The 17,486-nt window shown below is 60.4% G+C and carries 17 protein-coding genes; 6 read left to right on the forward strand and 11 right to left on the reverse strand.

What is annotated here, in order from left to right:
- The first annotated feature begins 10 nt into the window (after positions 1 to 10).
- Both AC0T4W_RS20695 and AC0T4W_RS20700 read left to right on the forward strand, forming a co-directional pair.
- Entirely contained in the window at positions 11 to 502 is a 492-nt protein-coding gene (locus tag AC0T4W_RS20695; RefSeq protein ID WP_476322198.1) for a hypothetical protein, read from the forward strand.
- A 77-nt stretch (positions 503 to 579) separates the two neighbouring features.
- Positions 580 to 2,247, forward strand: a complete 1,668-nt coding sequence (locus AC0T4W_RS20700; RefSeq protein ID WP_476322201.1) for a vWA domain-containing protein — start codon at positions 580 to 582, stop codon at positions 2,245 to 2,247.
- Positions 2,248 to 2,256: 9 nt separating this feature from the next.
- On the opposite strand, the gene AC0T4W_RS20705 is transcribed toward AC0T4W_RS20700, so the two are convergent.
- The 8 genes from AC0T4W_RS20705 to AC0T4W_RS20740 all read right to left on the reverse strand — a co-directional run bounded on the left by AC0T4W_RS20705 (position 2,257) and on the right by AC0T4W_RS20740 (position 8,989).
- Complete coding sequence (locus AC0T4W_RS20705) at positions 2,257 to 4,209, reverse strand: DUF7844 domain-containing protein (RefSeq protein WP_476322204.1); 1,953 nt, start codon at positions 4,207 to 4,209, stop codon at positions 2,257 to 2,259.
- On the reverse strand, positions 4,206 to 4,526 hold the full coding sequence (locus AC0T4W_RS20710; RefSeq protein ID WP_476322207.1) for a DUF2388 domain-containing protein: 321 nt from the start codon (positions 4,524 to 4,526) through the stop codon (positions 4,206 to 4,208). The genes AC0T4W_RS20705 and AC0T4W_RS20710 overlap by 4 nt, the downstream gene beginning before the upstream one ends.
- Before the next feature lie 95 nt (positions 4,527 to 4,621).
- Positions 4,622 to 4,939: a DUF2388 domain-containing protein gene (locus tag AC0T4W_RS20715; protein ID WP_476322210.1), complete on the reverse strand. Its 318-nt coding sequence runs from the start codon at positions 4,937 to 4,939 to the stop codon at positions 4,622 to 4,624.
- 79 nt (positions 4,940 to 5,018) lie between these two features.
- Positions 5,019 to 5,225, reverse strand: coding sequence for a DUF1127 domain-containing protein (locus tag AC0T4W_RS20720; protein ID WP_476322212.1), 207 nt, complete (start codon positions 5,223 to 5,225; stop codon positions 5,019 to 5,021).
- A gap of 265 nt (positions 5,226 to 5,490) precedes the next feature.
- Positions 5,491 to 5,706, reverse strand: a complete 216-nt coding sequence (locus tag AC0T4W_RS20725) for a DUF1127 domain-containing protein (RefSeq protein WP_476322214.1) — start codon at positions 5,704 to 5,706, stop codon at positions 5,491 to 5,493.
- Between the two features lie 381 nt (positions 5,707 to 6,087).
- Positions 6,088 to 7,524: an NAD(P)(+) transhydrogenase (Re/Si-specific) subunit beta gene (locus AC0T4W_RS20730; protein WP_476322216.1), complete on the reverse strand. Its 1,437-nt coding sequence runs from the start codon at positions 7,522 to 7,524 to the stop codon at positions 6,088 to 6,090.
- A complete protein-coding gene (locus AC0T4W_RS20735; protein ID WP_476322217.1) occupies positions 7,524 to 7,853 on the reverse strand; it encodes an NAD(P) transhydrogenase subunit alpha part 2 in 330 nt (109 codons plus the stop codon). Before AC0T4W_RS20735 ends, AC0T4W_RS20730 begins: the two co-directional genes overlap by 1 nt.
- A gap of 14 nt (positions 7,854 to 7,867) precedes the next feature.
- Complete coding sequence (locus tag AC0T4W_RS20740; RefSeq protein ID WP_476322219.1) at positions 7,868 to 8,989, reverse strand: Re/Si-specific NAD(P)(+) transhydrogenase subunit alpha; 1,122 nt, start codon at positions 8,987 to 8,989, stop codon at positions 7,868 to 7,870.
- Between the two features lie 574 nt (positions 8,990 to 9,563).
- Between AC0T4W_RS20740 and AC0T4W_RS20745 the strand changes: the two genes are divergently transcribed.
- The 3 genes from AC0T4W_RS20745 (at position 9,564) to AC0T4W_RS20755 (ending at position 12,463) form a co-directional block, all read left to right on the forward strand.
- Positions 9,564 to 11,438 carry a DUF294 nucleotidyltransferase-like domain-containing protein gene (locus AC0T4W_RS20745; RefSeq protein WP_476322222.1) on the forward strand — a complete coding sequence of 625 codons (1,875 nt, stop codon included), beginning with the start codon at positions 9,564 to 9,566 and terminating at the stop codon, positions 11,436 to 11,438.
- Complete coding sequence (locus tag AC0T4W_RS20750; protein ID WP_476322225.1) at positions 11,435 to 12,142, forward strand: 3'-5' exonuclease; 708 nt, start codon at positions 11,435 to 11,437, stop codon at positions 12,140 to 12,142. Before AC0T4W_RS20745 ends, AC0T4W_RS20750 begins: the two co-directional genes overlap by 4 nt.
- Positions 12,143 to 12,250: 108 nt before the next feature.
- Entirely contained in the window at positions 12,251 to 12,463 is a 213-nt protein-coding gene (locus tag AC0T4W_RS20755) for a DUF6434 domain-containing protein (protein WP_476322227.1), read from the forward strand.
- A 180-nt stretch (positions 12,464 to 12,643) separates the two neighbouring features.
- Here the strand turns inward: AC0T4W_RS20755 and AC0T4W_RS20760 are convergent, their stop codons facing one another.
- From AC0T4W_RS20760 to AC0T4W_RS20770, 3 genes are all read right to left on the reverse strand, one after another.
- On the reverse strand, positions 12,644 to 13,294 hold the full coding sequence (locus tag AC0T4W_RS20760) for an Eco29kI family restriction endonuclease (RefSeq protein ID WP_476322230.1): 651 nt from the start codon (positions 13,292 to 13,294) through the stop codon (positions 12,644 to 12,646).
- On the reverse strand, positions 13,291 to 14,505 hold the full coding sequence (locus AC0T4W_RS20765) for a DNA cytosine methyltransferase (RefSeq protein WP_476322233.1): 1,215 nt from the start codon (positions 14,503 to 14,505) through the stop codon (positions 13,291 to 13,293). Before AC0T4W_RS20765 ends, AC0T4W_RS20760 begins: the two co-directional genes overlap by 4 nt.
- A gap of 263 nt (positions 14,506 to 14,768) precedes the next feature.
- A complete protein-coding gene (locus AC0T4W_RS20770; protein WP_476322236.1) occupies positions 14,769 to 16,436 on the reverse strand; it encodes a BCCT family transporter in 1,668 nt (555 codons plus the stop codon).
- Positions 16,437 to 16,713: 277 nt separating this feature from the next.
- Between AC0T4W_RS20770 and AC0T4W_RS20775 the strand changes: the two genes are divergently transcribed.
- On the forward strand, positions 16,714 to 17,457 hold the full coding sequence (locus tag AC0T4W_RS20775; RefSeq protein WP_476322239.1) for a substrate-binding periplasmic protein: 744 nt from the start codon (positions 16,714 to 16,716) through the stop codon (positions 17,455 to 17,457).
- The last annotated feature ends 29 nt before the right edge of the window (positions 17,458 to 17,486 follow it).

A 17,486-nucleotide genomic window follows, 5' to 3' on the forward strand; every position in this document is an offset into this window, starting at 1 on the left:
AATAGTCGCTATGTCTCTCGCACGCGCTTTTATCCTAATCAGCGCCGCCGCTACGCTTGGCGGCTGTGCAGTCACCGCACAACAGTGTGACCCGCGTAATGCCAACGCCGGGTTTGCCACCAAGTTTGGTTGCAACACCCAGGGGGTCTACTCACAACGAGTGGATGAGAAGGAGCAGGTGCTTCTCGATGAGCAAAAGACCAACCAGCTGTTCCGCGAGGTGTATGCGTCGATTGAGCTGGAAAAATCAGCGGTTCGAGGCGATGTGAAAAGCCAGCAGCAACAGTACGCGGCACTCAACAGGTCCCTTACCGCCTTACTCAGTGAACTGAAAGGCAGGGCCAAGGGGAACCGGCACATCGAAGCTGAGATCGCAGGTATTGAGAAAGACCTGAACAGCATCAACCAACAGGACAATCCAGCCGTGCTGCAAAAGCAGCATGAACTGCAAAAACTACGTAACAAGGTGTCCAGCCTTGAAGGCGATCTTGGCCTGCGTTGACCCTCACGTTACTGCCCGCCTGCCGGTTAACCCGCTGGCGGGTTTTTACTGAACCCTCCAGCAGGTAAGCCAACACCATGCAGCGCATCTCTCGCCTGTCCACCGAAACCCGCAGCGCGGCAGATGCACTCACCGGCTATGGCGAACTGACGCAAATCCTGCGTCGTCATCTACCGCCCAGCACCGCCGCGCTGTTCGCCAAACCGAAGCAGGCAGACGGCGATATCGTTGAGTGGTATTCGGATCTCGGCGGCCAGCCGCTGCCCTTCAACCAGTTGAGTGAGGGCGAGCAGCAGCAGGTGCGCCATCTGCTCAACGAGCGGCTGACCTCCATCGAGGCACTGGCCAAACAACTGGACAGCCAGGGCGGCGACGGTGTGCGCCAGGCAGCGTTGCTGCGTCAGGCGGCCAGCTACCCAGACACCGCAACCCTGTATTCACTCAACGGCCAGCCGCTGGTGACCTTCTGGGGCGGCGGCCAACCGCCGCCACCACCCCCATCGCTGGCGGCCGCCACAGCGGCTGCGGGAGCTGCTACGCCGCTGATTGAAAGCAGCGCGCAAGCGCCACGTAAACGCCGCTGGTGGTTGTGGCTGCTACTGGCACTGCTATTACTGGCCCTGCTGGCCGCACTCTGGTGGTGGCTGTTTTGTCGCGACAAGGCAGAGCCGGTGCCTCCGGTAGAGCCTCCCGTGGCGCAAGAGCCTATCGCCCCGCAAGAACCGGTAGTAGAAGCCGAAGCAGAGCCTGTGATACCTGCTGTAGAGGAACCGGTTGCCGAAGAGCCCGTGGAGCCTGAACCTGTCGCTGAACCAGTGCCAGAACCAGAGCCGGTGCCACCGCCGAAACCGGAACCCAAACCCGAGCCCAAGCCAGACCCGGCCGAGCTGCTGAAAAAGCGCATCGACGGCATCGCCCGCGACTGCAAGGCGCTGCAGAACATGCAGAGAAATGAGCCCCTGCTCAAGAACAACGCCGCCCTGCGCAAACAGGTTGAGGACAACCTGGCGAAAAACTGCAAAGAGCAGCTGATCACCAACGCCAAAAATCTTTGCCCGGACCAACGCCCGAAAGAGCTGGCCCCGGAAATGGTCATCGTCTTCGATGCATCCGGCTCCATGGATATCAGCATGCTCGCCACCGAGAAGGAGATCGAGCAGGCCGCCATGATGCAGGGCGTGGCCAATATCGCCACCCAACTGCTACTTGGCAGCAACGCGCCGAACACCATGCAGCGGATATTCCGTGAGCCGAAGCGCATCACCACCGCCCGAGAAGCCACTACTGCGGTGGTGCGACAGCTGCCCAGCGACGTGAACGCCGGCCTGGTGCTGGTGGAGGATTGTCCGGGCGCGCGCAGTGTCGGCTTCTTCACCCCGAGCCAGCGCAGCAGCCTGATCTCGCGCCTCAACGGCATTCGCCCGGTACAGGGCACGCCACTGGCCGATGGCATTGCCAAGGCCGGACAGATGCTCGACGGGGTTAACCGTGAGTCGATCATGCTGGTGGTTTCAGACGGCGGCGAAAGCTGCCGTCAGGACCCCTGCGCCGTGGCGCAATCGCTGGCACGCCGCAAGCCGCACCTGAAGATCAATGTGGTGGATATTCTCGGCACCGGGGCGGGCAACTGCTTGGCTGCTGCCACTGGCGGTCAGGTGTTCACCGCGCGCAACGCGGCCGAGGTGCAGATGATGACCAATCAGGCGGCCAAAGACGTGCTGCCGCCGGCCCACTGCAAACCTTGAGGTTAACGTTCAAGGCAACTGCAGACCGCCGGCGGCCTTGTGTAGCGCGCGCAGATGCGTACCCAGCTGCGTCAGGTTGGTTTCAGTGGCTTGCAGTTCAGCCAGGCGCGCCGGCTCTAGCAGGGTGCGTACTTCCTGATCGAGGTTGTCGCTGAGCTGGCGCAGCTGCTGCTGGCGCGCCTGGCTTTCGGTTTCCAGGCGCTGCCACTCGGCGCGCTGCGGCAGGCCGTAGCCGCCCTCAAGCAATTCGGCCGGGCGACTGAGAAAGCCGCTATTGGCGAGGATCTGCTGCAGCGCACCGCCGGCCTTGTTCAGTGTGGGATCAACGCCATCACGCCCGCTCAGGTAGCGGCGCTTGAGTTCATCCTGAGCCAATAGCAGTTGCCGGCGCAGCGCCGCCTGTTCGAGCAACAACAGGGCGGCACTGGTGCGCAGGTCAGCTTGCGCAAACCAGGGCTGACGCTTCTCGGCTGGCTGGGTCAGCCAGTCCTCGACCTGCGCCTGCACAATCGGCAGCCGCGCCTGCAGCACGCTGAACATGGCCTGGTAGCGGTCACGAAACGAGTCGAAGCGATAGCCCAGACGCAGCGCCTCAGCGGCGTCGGCCAGTACGCTGCGGTCGGCCAGATCACGGGCTACCAGGGTGTCGAGCAGGCCGTTGGGCATGATGCTGTCGAGCGCATGCAAACGCGGATGTTGACTGCCGCTGCGCAGCAACTTGAGGGTTTCCACGGCGCAGTTGTTGGAGATAAACCAGTAGTCGCCGTCGTAGCTCCAATGTTGCTCGGCGGCGCGGGTAACCAGTTGCTCCAGCTGAGTGCGGTCCAGCTTGAGCGGCACCGAGGCCAGGCTGCGCAGCTCAACCTTGGTGTATTCATCGATCACCTGTTCCAACGGCAGGACGAAAAGCCGCGACGGATAAACCCCGGTCAGGCCATCCCAGCTAGACAGCTGCACATCGCCAACAAAGGCGCGGTAGGACAGCACCAGGTGCTCCTGCAGATCCAGCCGGCAATCTGGACCACGCGGACGGCCAGGCGCGCAGATCACCAGGCGTAGCATGCTGTGGCCCCAGCGGCTGGCCAGCGCATCGTTGGCTTCAGCTAACAAGTAATCCACCTCATAGACCCGCTGCGGATCGATACTACCCAGCGGCTGGCGTGCGAAGTCGCGCCCGGCATTCAGGTAGGCCAGGCCTTCGGCGCAAGGCTGCTGGCTCGCCGGTGCCCAGGCGAAATGCGCTCCCAGGTAACGCGCCAAGGAGGGCCGGCGGCAGGCGTAACTGGGGTCGAGCAGGAAGTACTCCATGTTGACGGCGAGAAACTCACGGGAGTTGCTCAGCTCGTAGCTGTCCGGGCTGCGCGCGACTTGATGGTTCTCCTCATCCCGGGCGCCACGGCGACCGACCTGTTGCTGCCAGCCAGCCAGGTCGAGCAGCAAGGGATCATCACTTAGGGTAAAGCGCCGCGCCGTTTGGCCGCGACAGTGATCCGGCAGGCCGACGACGCCAAGGCTCTGTTCACGTTGCCGGCACTGGCGCTGCAGCTGCCGGTCTGCCGGCAGCCAGAGCTGGGCGCGGTCATATAGATGAGTAATTTCGTGCAGCACAGTCGCCAGCAGTTCGCGGCGCACAGTGCCATGGGGGCGTGAGGTCAGGGTGGTGGCGCTGCTGCCGTCGATCAAACCTGGCAGCAACGCGGCATTTAATTCAATGCCGCTGAACCGCCCGGCGCGGCCATAGACCTGCGCGGGCAGGCTGCGCCAGCGCACGCTGACGCGGCGGTCGAGTTGCTGTTTGAGCTGTGGCGGCAAGGCAGCCAGTGCTTCCTGCAACAATTGCTGGCTGGCCTGACGCTCAGCAGGGCTGAGCTCGGCGTCCGCTAGCTGCAGGCGCAACTCGGCCTGGCTGCAGGTGCTGGCCAGTAACGCCAGCACAAGCAGCCAGGCACGCGGCCAACTCACAGTGCCAGGATGGCTTCGGCCAATACCAGGTCGGAAGCGTCTTGCGCTTCAGGCACTTGGCTGCGGATGGTGCCGAGAGCGGCTTCCAGCTGCGCGCCACGAATCTGCCCCTGGCTGGCGACAAAGCTGGCAGCGTCATCGCGCGCCGCAAGCACGACTTTAGAATCACGCACCGAGGTGGTGGTATCCGAGGTGAAGTCGAAGGAGCGGGCTACCGCGTTGATAACGATGTTGCTACTGGCAACCAGGGTTTGCGCCTGGGCAGTGGCGCTGAGCAGGGCAATTGCAGCGACGATACCGAGCAAGATAGTACGCATATGTATCTCCAAATCAGACATCAGCCCATTAGGGGCTTTAGGGGGCATTCTACCAAGCAGTTTTGCCGCACCGCTCAGCAAGAACGCAACATCAGTTACAAGCTAAGAATGGCCGAGGCCAACTGCATATCGTCACCTTGCAGCGTCGGTACCTGCTGACGGATATGTTGCAGGGCAGCCTCCAGGCGCACCCCACGTATGTCGCCCTGGCTGGCGACAAAAGCGGCGGCATCGGCACGCGCGGCCAGCACGATCTTGTCATCGTTAAAGGACGAGGACACGTCCGAGCTTGCCTCAGCAGTCGCCCCGACCGCCCCTACCACCGCATCGGTGGTGACCACAAAGCTACTGGCGCTTGCCGTGCCGGCAAGCGCCAGTAATGCCGCAAGGCTCAACGTCTTGATCACATTCATATCCACACTCCCGAAAAGGCCCAACAGACAGGCTGGGTTCAGTGTAGACCGCGACGGTAAAGGTTGGTTGCCAAGCTGCTCAGCGCCAGAACGGCTTTTCCAGCTCGGCCTGCCGCTGCGCCTCAGTAATTCCCGCGTCCGCCAGCTGGCGGCTATCGAGGCGCGCCAGCTGGTTGCGGGTGCGCAGGTTGCGATGCCAGCTACAGAGTGCTGCAGAGGCGCGTAACCAGAGCGGGGGATTTACCTGAGTGCTCTGCGGGGGCTGATGTTTGAGTGTGCGTTCCATGGCGTAATTCCTTGTCAGAGACAGAAGAGGGCAGCCTATGGTGCGTGGGAGGAGGCAGCAGGTGCAGAGACAGCGCACCAGAATTGTTATGGCGCAGTTAGATTTTTATAAGAACTGTACCGCTTAGCAGTACAGCAGACTGTTGCAGTCAGACAATGGCCTGGACACTTTCACCGACAGATAAAAAGAAAGCCCCAGCACGCAAAGCGCTGGAGCTTTCAAAAATCCCATAAAGGGAGGAGCAGAAATCGGTGTCTGGCAGCAGTTAACGCCAGAAAGGCTTGCTCAGTTCAGCGTGACGCTGTGCTTCGCTGATACCGGCATCTGCCAGCAGACGGGAGTCTAGGCGAGCCAGCTGGCGGCGGCTAACAATGCGGCGCTGCCATTGCAGAACAGAAGCGAGCATACGCAGCGGCAGAGCGCTGGAGCCGGTGGATTGGCTGTGATCAAAAAGCAGGTCGGAACTGAGGGTACGTTCCATGGTAGTCATCCTTCCGCTTATGGCGGGTCAGTGGTGTGTTGCGATGGGAGAATTATTGCCGCTGCCCCCGCTTCGCTGTAGCCACAGCTGGATGAAATTGCAGCACAAATAGATAGTTTGCTTTGTAACTGTTTTGTCTTTTTTGCAAACAACTGTACTGGCCATAAGTGCTTTAGCCTAAAAATGGCATAGAAGCAGATAAAAAACCTGCACAAATAGCCTTAATCCAGTGAATACGGATAGGTACAGTTGTAGATTGCACTCCTGTGACAACTGACCTGTTTTTCAAATTTCTCCTTGGCAAAAACACTTTCCTGATCAAGCAGGCAGAAAAAAGCCCAGCTCTTGAGCCGGGCTTCTCCTACAACGTTGCGGCGAGAGTTAGTCGACCGCTTTAACCATATCTTCGATGACTTTCTTGGCGTCGCCGAAGACCATCATGGTTTTGTCCATATAGAACAGTTCGTTGTCCAGACCGGCGTAGCCGCTGGCCATCGAGCGCTTGTTGACGATCACTGTCTTGGCTTTGTAGGCCTCGAGGATCGGCATGCCGGCGATTGGCGACTTGGGGTCGTTCTTCGCGGCCGGGTTGACCACGTCGTTGGCGCCGAGCACCAGCACCACGTCGGCCTGGCCGAACTCGGAGTTGATGTCGTCCATCTCGAACACCTGCTCGTAAGGCACTTCAGCCTCGGCCAGCAGTACGTTCATATGACCCGGCATACGACCGGCAACCGGGTGGATCGCGTACTTCACGGTCACGCCACGGTGGGTCAGCTTCTCCGCCAGCTCCATCAGCGCGTGCTGGGCACGGGCCACCGCCAGGCCGTAGCCCGGAACGATGATCACGGTGTCGGCGTTGGTCAGCAGGAAGGCCGCGTCGTCGCTCGAACCGGATTTCACCGGGCGGGCTTCTTGAGCACCGGCTGGGCCAGCAGCCTCAGTCGCGCCACCGAAACCACCGAGGATCACGTTGAAGAACGAGCGGTTCATCGCCTTACACATGATGTACGAGAGGATCGCGCCCGAAGAACCCACCAGCGAGCCAGCAATGATCAGCATCGAGTTGTTCAGCGAGAAGCCGATACCGGCCGCCGCCCAGCCCGAGTAGCTGTTGAGCATCGACACCACAACCGGCATGTCCGCGCCACCAATCGGGATGATGATCAGCACGCCGATCACAAAGGCCAACGCGACCAGGATGGCGAAGGCGGTGATGTCACCGGTGAAGGTGTACACCAGGCCCAGGCCAAGAATCGCCAGGCCGATGGCCAGGTTGACCCAGTGTTGGCCCTTGAACTGTACCGGTGCGCCCTGGAACAGGCGGAACTTGTACTTGCCCGAGAGCTTGCCGAAGGCGATTACCGAACCGGAGAAGGTAATGGCACCGATGGCCGCACCAAGGAACAGCTCCAGACGATTACCCGCCGGAATCGCATCGCCCAGCGCCGCAACGATACCCAGCGACTGCGGCTCAACCACGGCGGCAATGGCGATAAACACCGCAGCCAGGCCGATCATGCTATGCATGAAGGCGACCAGCTCCGGCATCTTGGTCATTTCTACGCGCTTGGCCATCACGGTACCGACGGTGCCGCCGACCAGCAGGCCAACCAGCACGTAGCCGATGCCTTCCAGCGCCAACTCGCTACCGAGCTTGTAGATCAGGCCCACGGTGGTCAGTACTGCCAGGCCCATACCGACCATGCCGAACAGGTTGCCGCGACGCGACGTAGTCGGGTGCGACAGGCCTTTGAGTGCCTGAATAAAGCAGATCGAGGCGACGAGGTAGAGAACAGTGATCAGATTCATGCTCATCAGTGGTTATCTCCCTTGCTGGCAGCCACTGCCGCTTTCGGCGCTTTCTTCTTGAACATTTCCAGCATGCGCCGGGTCACCAGGAAACCACCGAACACGTTAACCGCAGCCAAAGCCACCGCCAGGGTGCCCATGGTTTTGCCCAGTGGGGTCACGGTCAGCGCAGCGGCCAGCATGGCGCCGACGATCACGATTGCGGAAATCGCGTTGGTCACTGCCATCAGCGGTGTGTGCAGCGCTGGGGTCACGTTCCACACCACGTGGTAGCCCACGTAGATGGCCAACGCAAAGATGATCAGGTTGTAGATGCCGTCAGAAATCATATCCATGAGCGGTGCTCCCCTTAGCCGTTAGTGCGCACGACGTTACCGTCGCGGCACATCAGGCACGCGCTAACGATGTCGTCTTCAAGGTTGAGGTGGAACTTGCCTTCGCCGTCGATAACCAGCTTGAGGAAGTCCAGCAGATTGCGTGCGTACAGCGCCGAAGCATCGGCCGGCACCAGGGCCGCCAGGTTGCTGTGGCCGACGATGGTCACGCCATGCTGCACCACCACCTGCTCGGCGACGGTCAGCGGGCAGTTGCCGCCTTGCGCTGCAGCCAGGTCGATGATCACCGAGCCGGGCTTCATTTCCGCCACGGTGGCGGCATGCAGCAGGGTCGGTGCCTTGCGGCCTGGGATCAGCGCGGTGGTGATAACGATATCGGCCTGCTTGGCGCGTTCGTGCACCGCCTTGGCCTGACGCTCCATCCATGACGCCGGCATCGGACGGGCATAGCCGCCCACGCCCTGGGCGCATTCGTGCTCTTCATCGGTCTCGAACGGTACGTCGACGAACTTGGCGCCGAGGGACTCGATCTGCTCCTTCACCGCCGGACGCACGTCCGAGGCCTCGATCACCGCACCCAGGCGCTTGGCCGTAGCGATGGCCTGCAGCCCGGCAACGCCAGCACCGAGGATCAGAATGCGCGCGGCCTTCACGGTACCGGCAGCGGTCATCAGCATCGGCATAAAGCGCGGGTAGTGGTGCGCAGCCAGCAGCACGGCTTTGTAGCCGGCGATGTTGGCCTGGGAGCTGAGCACGTCCAGGCTTTGCGCACGGGAGGTGCGTGGGGCAGCCTCCAGGGCGAAGGCGGTCACGCCGCGAGCATTGATGCGCGCGATGGTCTCGTTGCTGAACGGGTTGAGCATGCCCACCAATACGGCACCGGCTTTCATGTGCGCCAGCTCGGCATCGGTCGGGGCAACCACTTTCAGCACCAGATCGGCACCAAAGGCAGCAGCATCGTTACCGATAGCCGCACCAACCGCTTCATAGGCGCTGTCCGGAATGCTCGCGCTAACGCCAGCACCGGCTTGTACAGTCACCTGATGGCCTTGGCCGATCAGCTTCTTGATGGTTTCGGGAGTTGCGGCAACGCGCGTCTCACCAGCATGGGTTTCGAGAGGAACACCGATGTGCACTTCAATTCTCCTGCGTGATCTTTTTTGTGAACCGGCGCACTGCGGATGGCACGCGGGCATTAGGGAGGATCAGCACAAACCCGCTCAGGCACAGTTGCACATGGCGGGGCGCGGCATTTTGCAGGCGATAGCCATAGCCTTCAAGGCGTTATGAAGTAAAACCTTGTGATAACTACAAGTCACTGCATGACCTTACAGACAGCTAATTCCTCGCAGCCCTTTTTCAGCATGGCCTGTAGCGAATTTACAGGGGTAAAACGGGGCTTATTCATTCCTGAGATAAATACAGCGCCATCAGATCAACGGCGGCACCAGCATTTACGGGATAATGTGCTGTTTCATTGGGCTGCAGCAGCGTTTGTGTGCAAAAAATGCAACAGCCAATACCTGCCAAGCACAGAGCAAGTGTAGCCAACCAGATAGTTGACTACGGGGTCAACATGACGCCGACACACGCTAGCCCGTGAAGCCATGCTTGGCTTTTTCCGCTGCCGCCACACCCAGTAACGCCAGCAGGGCGGACAGCACCCGGCAATCGCCGTATCCTCTAGTGCCTGTTACTGCGAGGCCACCCATGCAGATCGAGCTACTGGAAATCCGCGACCACCTGCAGCGCTTCCCGCCCTTCGATGCGCTGCCCGACGACAGCCTCGACGCCATCGCCCGCCAGGTCGAGGTGGCCTACTTCAAGGCCGGCACGGACATCCTCCTTTACGGCGCGGCCATCCATGAGCTGCACTACGTGCGCAGCGGCGCGGTGGAAATCTACCGGCGTAGCGGCGAGCTGTACAACCGCCTGAGCGAAGGCGACCTCTTCGGCCAGGCCGGCCTGCTGCGCAGCAACAAGGTGCGCTTCCCGGCGCGGGCGATTGAAGACAGCCTGATCTACTTTATCCCCGCCACCGTGTTCGCCCAGCTGTGCGAAGAGCACGACGGCTTTGCCGACTTCGTCGAGGCCGAAGGCCAGTCACGACTTAAATCGGCGGTGGAAAGCCAGGGCCAGGCCAGCGAACTGGTTCAGCTCAAGGTCAGCAAGCTGATCTCCCGCCTGCCGGTCTGCGTCAGCCTGGACACCCCGGTGCAACAGGCTGCCCAGCTGATGACCGAGCAGAGCGTGTCCTCGCTGGTGATTGTCGACGGCGACACCGCCAGCGCCGCCATGGTCGGCATCCTTACCGACCGCGACCTGCGCACCCGCGTGCTTGCCGTAGGGCTTGCAAGCAGCGCGCCGGTGAGCCAGGTGATGTCCCCCAACCCGGTCACTATCCAGGCCGATGACAGCGTGTTTGACGCCATGTTGTGCATGTTGCGCCATAACATCCACCACTTGCCGGTGGTGCAGCGGCGTCGGCCCATCGGCCTGATCAGCCTTAGCGACATCATCCGCTACGAGTCGCAAAGCAGCCTGTATCTGGTCAATTCGATCTTCAACCAGCCCGACGTCGCCGGCCTGCAAAGCCTACTGCCGGACCTGGGCGCCACCTTCGTACGCATGGTCAACGAGCAAGCCACCGCGCATATGGTCGGCAGCGCCATGGCCGGCATCGGTCGCGCCTTTACCCAGCGCCTGCTGGAACTGGCCGAGCAAAAACTCGGCCCGCCGCCGGTGCCCTACTGCTTTATGGTCGCCGGCTCCATGGCCCGCGACGAACAGCTGCTGGTCACCGACCAGGACAACGCCCTGGTGCTCGACGACCGCTTCGACCCCGCGCAGCACGACGCCTACTTCGCCGCCCTCGCCCAGTTTGTCAGCGACGGCCTGGCCGCCTGTGGTTACACCTACTGCAAGGGCGGCATCATGGCCAGCAACCCCCAGTGGCGGCAGCCGCTAAGTGTTTGGCGCGGCTACTTCAGCCAGTGGATCGACAAACCCAAGCCGCAAACCCTGCTGCACAGCTGCATCTTTTTTGATCTCGACGGCGTGTATGGCGAGATCGAACTGGTGGAAAATCTCAAAGACCTGCTCGCGCAGAAGGCCAGCAGCAACCCGGCCTTCCTTGCCGCCCTGGCGCGCAACGCCCTCAACCGCACGCCGCCGCTGGGCTTCTTCCGCACCTTTGTGATGGAAACCGACGGCCAACAGAAGAACATCATCAACCTCAAAGGCCGTGGCACCGCGCCGCTCACCGACCTGATCCGCGTGCACGCCCTGGCCTGCGGCAGCAAAGCGCAGAACTCCCTGGAGCGCCTCGACGCCATCGGCAAAACCAAACTGCTGCAGCCCGAGGCCATCAGCCAGCTGCGCTACGCCCTGGAGTTTCTCAGCCTGGTACGCGCTCGCCACCAAGCCATGGCCGCTGCCGAGGGTGCGCAGCCAAACAACTACATCGAGCCGGAAAAAGTCTCCGCCAGTGACCGGCACAACCTCAAGGAAGCCTTTGGCGTGCTCAGCAACGCGCAGAAATTCCTGCGCTTTCGCTACCCCGCGCAACCGGGCAAAAGCCTGTGACGGCGCCCGCCCCTTTGGACTGGGCCGCGCGCTTTAGCGAACTCGCCGCCAGCGCAACGGACCCTCGCCTGCAGGCCTTCTACCAGGCCGGCTGCGTAACCGCCGACACCCCGTTGGAGCAAGTGCCGCTGCTGGCATTGGACGTGGAAACCACCGGCCTGGATGCCAACCAGCACGCCATCGTCAGCCTTGGCCTGCTGCCCTTCAGCCTGCAGCGCATCCGCTGCGGCGCTGCGCGTTACTGGGTGGTCAAACCCGCCAGCGAACTGAGCGACGAATCGGTGACCTTCCACCACATCACCCACTCCGACATCCGCCACGCCCCGCGCCTGGGGCAAATCCTCGACGAGCTGCTGACCGCCATGGCCGGCAAGGTGATGGTGGTGCACTACCGCAATATCGAGCGCAGCTTTCTCGACCAGGCGCTGCGTCAGCAAGTGGGTGAAGGTTTGCAGTTCCCGGTGATCGACACCATGCAGCTGGAAGCGCGCCTCTACCCCAAGCGCCAGCCCGGCTGGCTGGGGCGTTTGTTGGGCCGCCAGCCGGTGTCGATTCGTTTGGCGGACAGCCGCTTGCGCTACAACCTGCCGCAATACCAGGCGCACCATGCGTTGACTGATGCACTGGCTACCGCTGAATTGCTGCAAGCGCAGGTGGCGACGCGGTATTCGGTGGATACGCCGGTGGGGGAATTGTGGAGTTGAGGCATTTACTCAGGAACGACGTGAGCGGCACAAACCACCACGATTGATTTGTAAGCTGAACAAGCCATCTAATTAACCCACCCGCATTTACCACTTCGAGAATTCAGGATGAATAGTTTCGACTGGCACAGCGACACGATAACGGCAGCAACACCGATCACCACGACCTATCGAAACACGCAAAATGTTCGCCGGTTTTTGACGGAAGCCTGCGGCCCTGGCTTCCAATTTAGTCGCGCATTTATGGCTTGGATAAAAGATGGGACGCCCAAAACAATGGGCGACGTGGCGGCAGAATGGCTGCGACGCCAGCAGCAGTAGCGAGGAACGTAGGATGGGTTGAGCAGCGCGATACCCATCATTTGGCCATTTCGTCGATGTGTTTTCGACACACCATCGCGTGTGCTGATGTTTCTGGTTGCGCCCCTGCATCCGGGTTTTGCTTCGCTCACCCTTCGGCTGTTGCCTACTGACCGGCTCTTGGCGCGCGGCTCGCGGAAACTACTCCCCTTCAGCCTCAATGAACTGCCCGGAGAGGCATGCAGGCAATACCCGAAGATAAGTCTCCGCGTCCTGGGCAATCAGGGCCTGAGTCTCCGATCGCTCAGCTAAACGCATGGCCCACTCACGCCCTGGATGCAGGACGTCCCATCGAGGACGCATGCCTGCATGACGCCCCTTTCCCGGATTATGGTTACCAAACCCATCAATCAGCGAATTCCAAAGCGGCGTGAAGCGCGAAATGATCAGCGACTCACCAAGAGGAATCCAGATGTCGTCCACGACCAGAAAACGGCAGTAGAAATCCTCGATGTTCAAATTTTCCGCGGCCCTAATGCTTTCGGCGTGTTCTTTCAGACGCTTATGAAGCACTTTGCCTGCAGCAAGCTCCAAGCTCGCCCCCATCCGTGCGCCGGGAGGAACGGCCTTACCCACATAGATGGGCAACATAAACCGACCATCACAGTTGAGCCTCGACACTTGTGAATAGGGCGCAAAATCGCCCACGTAGTAAATCGAGTAGATCCCTGCCCCTTCAAAAACCGGTAGATCTCCTAAAGGATGAACTTCCTTGGTCAGCAATGCCTCGGCGACACTTGCGCCCAGATTCTTTTTGTCCAATGGATTGAACGGAATAACGTTCCCTGTCACGCGCTAACCCTTTTCTTTACTGTGTTTATATTTTTTAGTTTGCTCAGCTCTGCTATTGCAAGCTTCTCAGCCACGCTTGAAGCTACACGCTGCGCCAACAGCACTGGCACCGCGTTTCCTAGTTGTCGCATTGTTTCACCCCAGCTTCCGTGAAAACTGAAGCCATCGGGGAAGGTTTGAATACGTGCACTCTCACGCACGGTGAAATAACGCACACTGCCGTCATCGCGGACCAACATATTTTCACCACCCGGAACGCCGTGCCCTCCAGCCTTGAGGGTCTTAGCAGGTAAATCCAAAGGACTACCCGTATGCCCTGGATAAACCTTCGCGCCGTCTTGGAATAGATGATTGGGGAACTTGGCAGCCTCACGAGAGCGAGGATCTGGTAAGCCGAAGATAGCGTCTCTCACTGTCCGCCAAGGCAACGTGGTCAAAGGCTCTTTTGCCTGCCGAAGCTTTTCAACCTTACTGGCAATCTTTGCAGTTATGTCAGGCCTCTTCAGGCCATGGCGTTGCCAATAGAGACCCGTGACCCATTGATCGTGAAGTAAAGCCTCGTAGCTATGTGTAGGCTCCGGGAATGACCATTCAACACCAAGATCGTCTCGAAAGCCTATAAGGAAGACACGTTCACGCTTCTGCGGCACACCATAGTTCGCCGCGTTCACCAAGGTAGGCACCACGTTGTACGTCAAGCCTATGCCCTTACCTCTACCGGAGGTTCTCTCCTCCTGAAGGCGTTTCAGATGCGTACTCCAATCCTCATCACCGATTGGAGGCAACTCAGGAAACTCAAGCTGGAGCTGAATGTAGTGGAAATAATTCGCGAAGGTCGCACGGGTTAGCCCTTTGACGTTCTCAACGATGAACGCTTTCGGCTTTAATCTCCGAATTACCTCGACCGTAGCCGGAAACATATCGCGCTTGTCAGCCTGGGCCTTGTGCTTACCGCCTATAGAGAAAGGCTGGCACGGAGGGCCACCCGCTAAAAGCTCAATGCCCTGAGGAACAGAGTTCCAATCAAACGTGCGGACATCACCTTCGTGTAGATTCCAGCTCGCAAGCAGAGGATAACCACGACGCTGATTCTCTCTCACAGTGTCACAAGCCCACTTGTCCCACTCTACGACCGCGAGATGCTCAAATCCTGCTATCTCGCAGCCCATGGCCAGACCACCCGCTCCTGCGAATAGCTCCACTGATCTCATCACACATCCCCAGAAGGCTGTATAAACATACAGCACAATATCAAGGCTATAAGTTTAATGCACCCATGCAGTCATGTGCTCACATTGATCCATGCGCGGCCTCCCTCCCCCTCACAATCCATCTGCGCGCACAATGTTGTGGGTGCAAAACAAAGCAAAGCATCGCGGCCATGGGCCGCTCCTACGGGTGTCAACCGGCACAACCCGTGGGCGTAAAAAAGCGCGCCCGAAGGCGCGCTCTTGTACGACTCATACAGCAATGCTTAGCGCGGTTCGCTCATCAGGCCTTTGACGATGGAAATACAGCCCACCAACAGCACGATGGTAAACGGCAACCCCGTCGACACCGCCATGGCCTGCAAGGCCACCAACCCGCCGCCGAGCAGCAGGGCGATGGCGATGATGCCCTCGATAATCACCCAGAACACCCGCTGCGGCACGGGTGCGTTGACCTTGCCGCCGGCAGTGATGGTGTCGATCACCAGGGAGCCGGAGTCCGACGAGGTGACGAAGAACACGATCACCAGCAGAATGCCGACAAACGAGCTGATCTCCGCCAACGGCAGTTCCGCCAGCATGGCAAACAGCTTCAGCTCCAGGGCAGCGTCCTGCACGCCGGTAAAGCCGTCACCGACCAGCTGACTGATGCCAGTGCCGCCAAAGGCGGTCATCCACAGCACCGATACCAGCGACGGCACCAACAGCACGGCGATCAGGAACTCGCGCACGGTGCGGCCACGGCTGACACGGGCGATAAACATGCCCACAAATGGCGACCAGCTGATCCACCAGGCCCAGTAGAAGGCCGTCCAGCCTTGGCTGAAGTTGGCATCTTCACGGGCAATCGGGTTGGACAGCGCCGGCAGGTGTTGCAGATACGCACCGAGGTTGTCGAAGAAGCCGGTGAGGATGGCCAGGGTCGGCCCGGCAATGATCACGAACAGCAGCAGCACAATGGCCAGGCCCATGTTCAGCTCGGACAGGCGCTTGACGCCCTTGTCCAAACCCGCCAGCACCGACAGCAACGCAATGCCGGTGATGCCCATAATCAACAGCACCTTGCTGGTGTCGGTGGCAGCGATGCCGAACAGTTTGTCCAGGCCGGCTGCTGCCTGTTCCGCGCCAAGGCCGAGTGAGGTGGCCAGGCCGAACAGGGTGGCGAACACCGCGAGGATGTCGATGATATGCCCCGGCCAGCCCCACACGCGCTCACCGAGAATCGGGTAGAAGATCGAGCGGATCGACAGCGGCAGGCCCTTGTTGAAGGAGAACAGCGCCAGCGCCAGGGCGACGATGGCGTAGATCGCCCAGGGGTGCAGGCCCCAGTGGAAGATGGTCGCGGCCATGCCCAAGCGCGCAGCCGCTTCGGCATTACCGGCAGCAGCGCCCAGGGGCGCCCAGTCGGTGCGTAAACCGTCTTCACCAACGCTGACTCCGCCCATGGCCGCCGAGAAGTGCGACATCGGCTCGGCCACGCCGTAGAACATCAGGCCAATGCCCATGCCGGCGGCGAACAGCATGGAAAACCAGCCGACGTAGCTGTAATCCGCCGTGGCATCCATACCGCCGAGGCGCACCTTGCCCAGCGGCGAGACGATCAGGCCCAGGCAGAGCAGCACGAAGATGTTTGCCGAACCGAGAAAGAACCACGCCAGGTGGTGGGTGAGCCAGCCGCGCATGGCGCTGAACAACGGCTCTACCTGGTTTTGCAGGGCCAGGGTCAGCACCACAAACAGCATGATGGCCAGTGCCGAAATGCTGAAAACCTTGCCGTGAATGTCGAGGGAAAACAAAAACTGTCCCTTGATGTTGTCCTGACCGATGACGTAGTCGGTGTCGATCAGATTAGCCTCGCCCGAGGGGGCGGGGATACCGTCCAGAATTACCGCTTCTGGTTGCGGGGTCGTGTCAGACGAAGGGTCTTTTTCCATATGGAATGCTCCTTTGGCGTGTGGCACGCATTGCGCGCACGAGGACGGATTGCCCTATTCGTACAGCCACCCAACTGGCGGCTGCGGGGTATAGGGTAACAGCCATGGTCGATACGTGCAGGCGCAGCGCCAGTATTGGCGGCCATTGCAGCCCGTTATGGAGTGGTTATTTGCCCTGCCTGGTCAGATTTTATCGGCACGTTGCCTCCCGTAGAGCGGGGCAATTAGCTATGGTTGGCCTATGGCCTGCTCAGGGTCGTTGTTCGAGATGTCGCTGATGAGAGCATTGCTGACGTTGCTGGCCTGCCTAGCCCTTACCCTGGCCTCGCTGACACAGGCCGAGACCTTCAAGGTCGGGGTCGAATTGCAGCCCTACTTGCCCTACTCCAACGTGCAGGATGGCCAGTACCTGGGCTATGGCCGCGAGCTGCTCGACGCCTTTGCGGCGCACCAGGGCCATGAATTTATCTACCAGCCGCTGCCGGTGCGACGCCTGCTCAGCGATTTTCTCAACGGCCGGGTGGATTTCAAATACCCGGACAACCCGCGCTGGAACGCCGACCTGAAACAAGGCCACAAGGTGTACTTCAGCCAAACGGCGGCGCCGGCCACCGACGGTGTGCTGGTCAAACCGCAGTTTCTCGGCAAGGGCAAAGCACGCCTACTGCGCCTCGGCACGCAACGCGGCTTTACCCCCTGGCCGTATCTGGATGAGATCGAGGCCGGCAAGATTCTGCTGATCCAGGCCAACCAGATCGACTCACTGCTGGCCATGGCCATGAGCGACCGGATCGACGGCGTTTACCTCAACCCGCAAGTGGTACGCCATCAGCTCTATAACAGCGCGAACGCCCTGGTATTCGACCCCAGCCTGCCCTATCAGGATGACCACTACTTCCTGTCGAGCATCAACCATCCCGAGGTGATTGAGCAGTTCGACGCATTCCTCACCAGCCAGGCCGAACTGGTGCAAACACTGAAGGAACGCCACGGCATCAGCGACCCGCTTAACGGGCAGTGACCTCGGCTGCTTACTGCGGCCGCAACGTC

Source organism: Pseudomonas sp. C7.1, assembly GCF_056312395.1.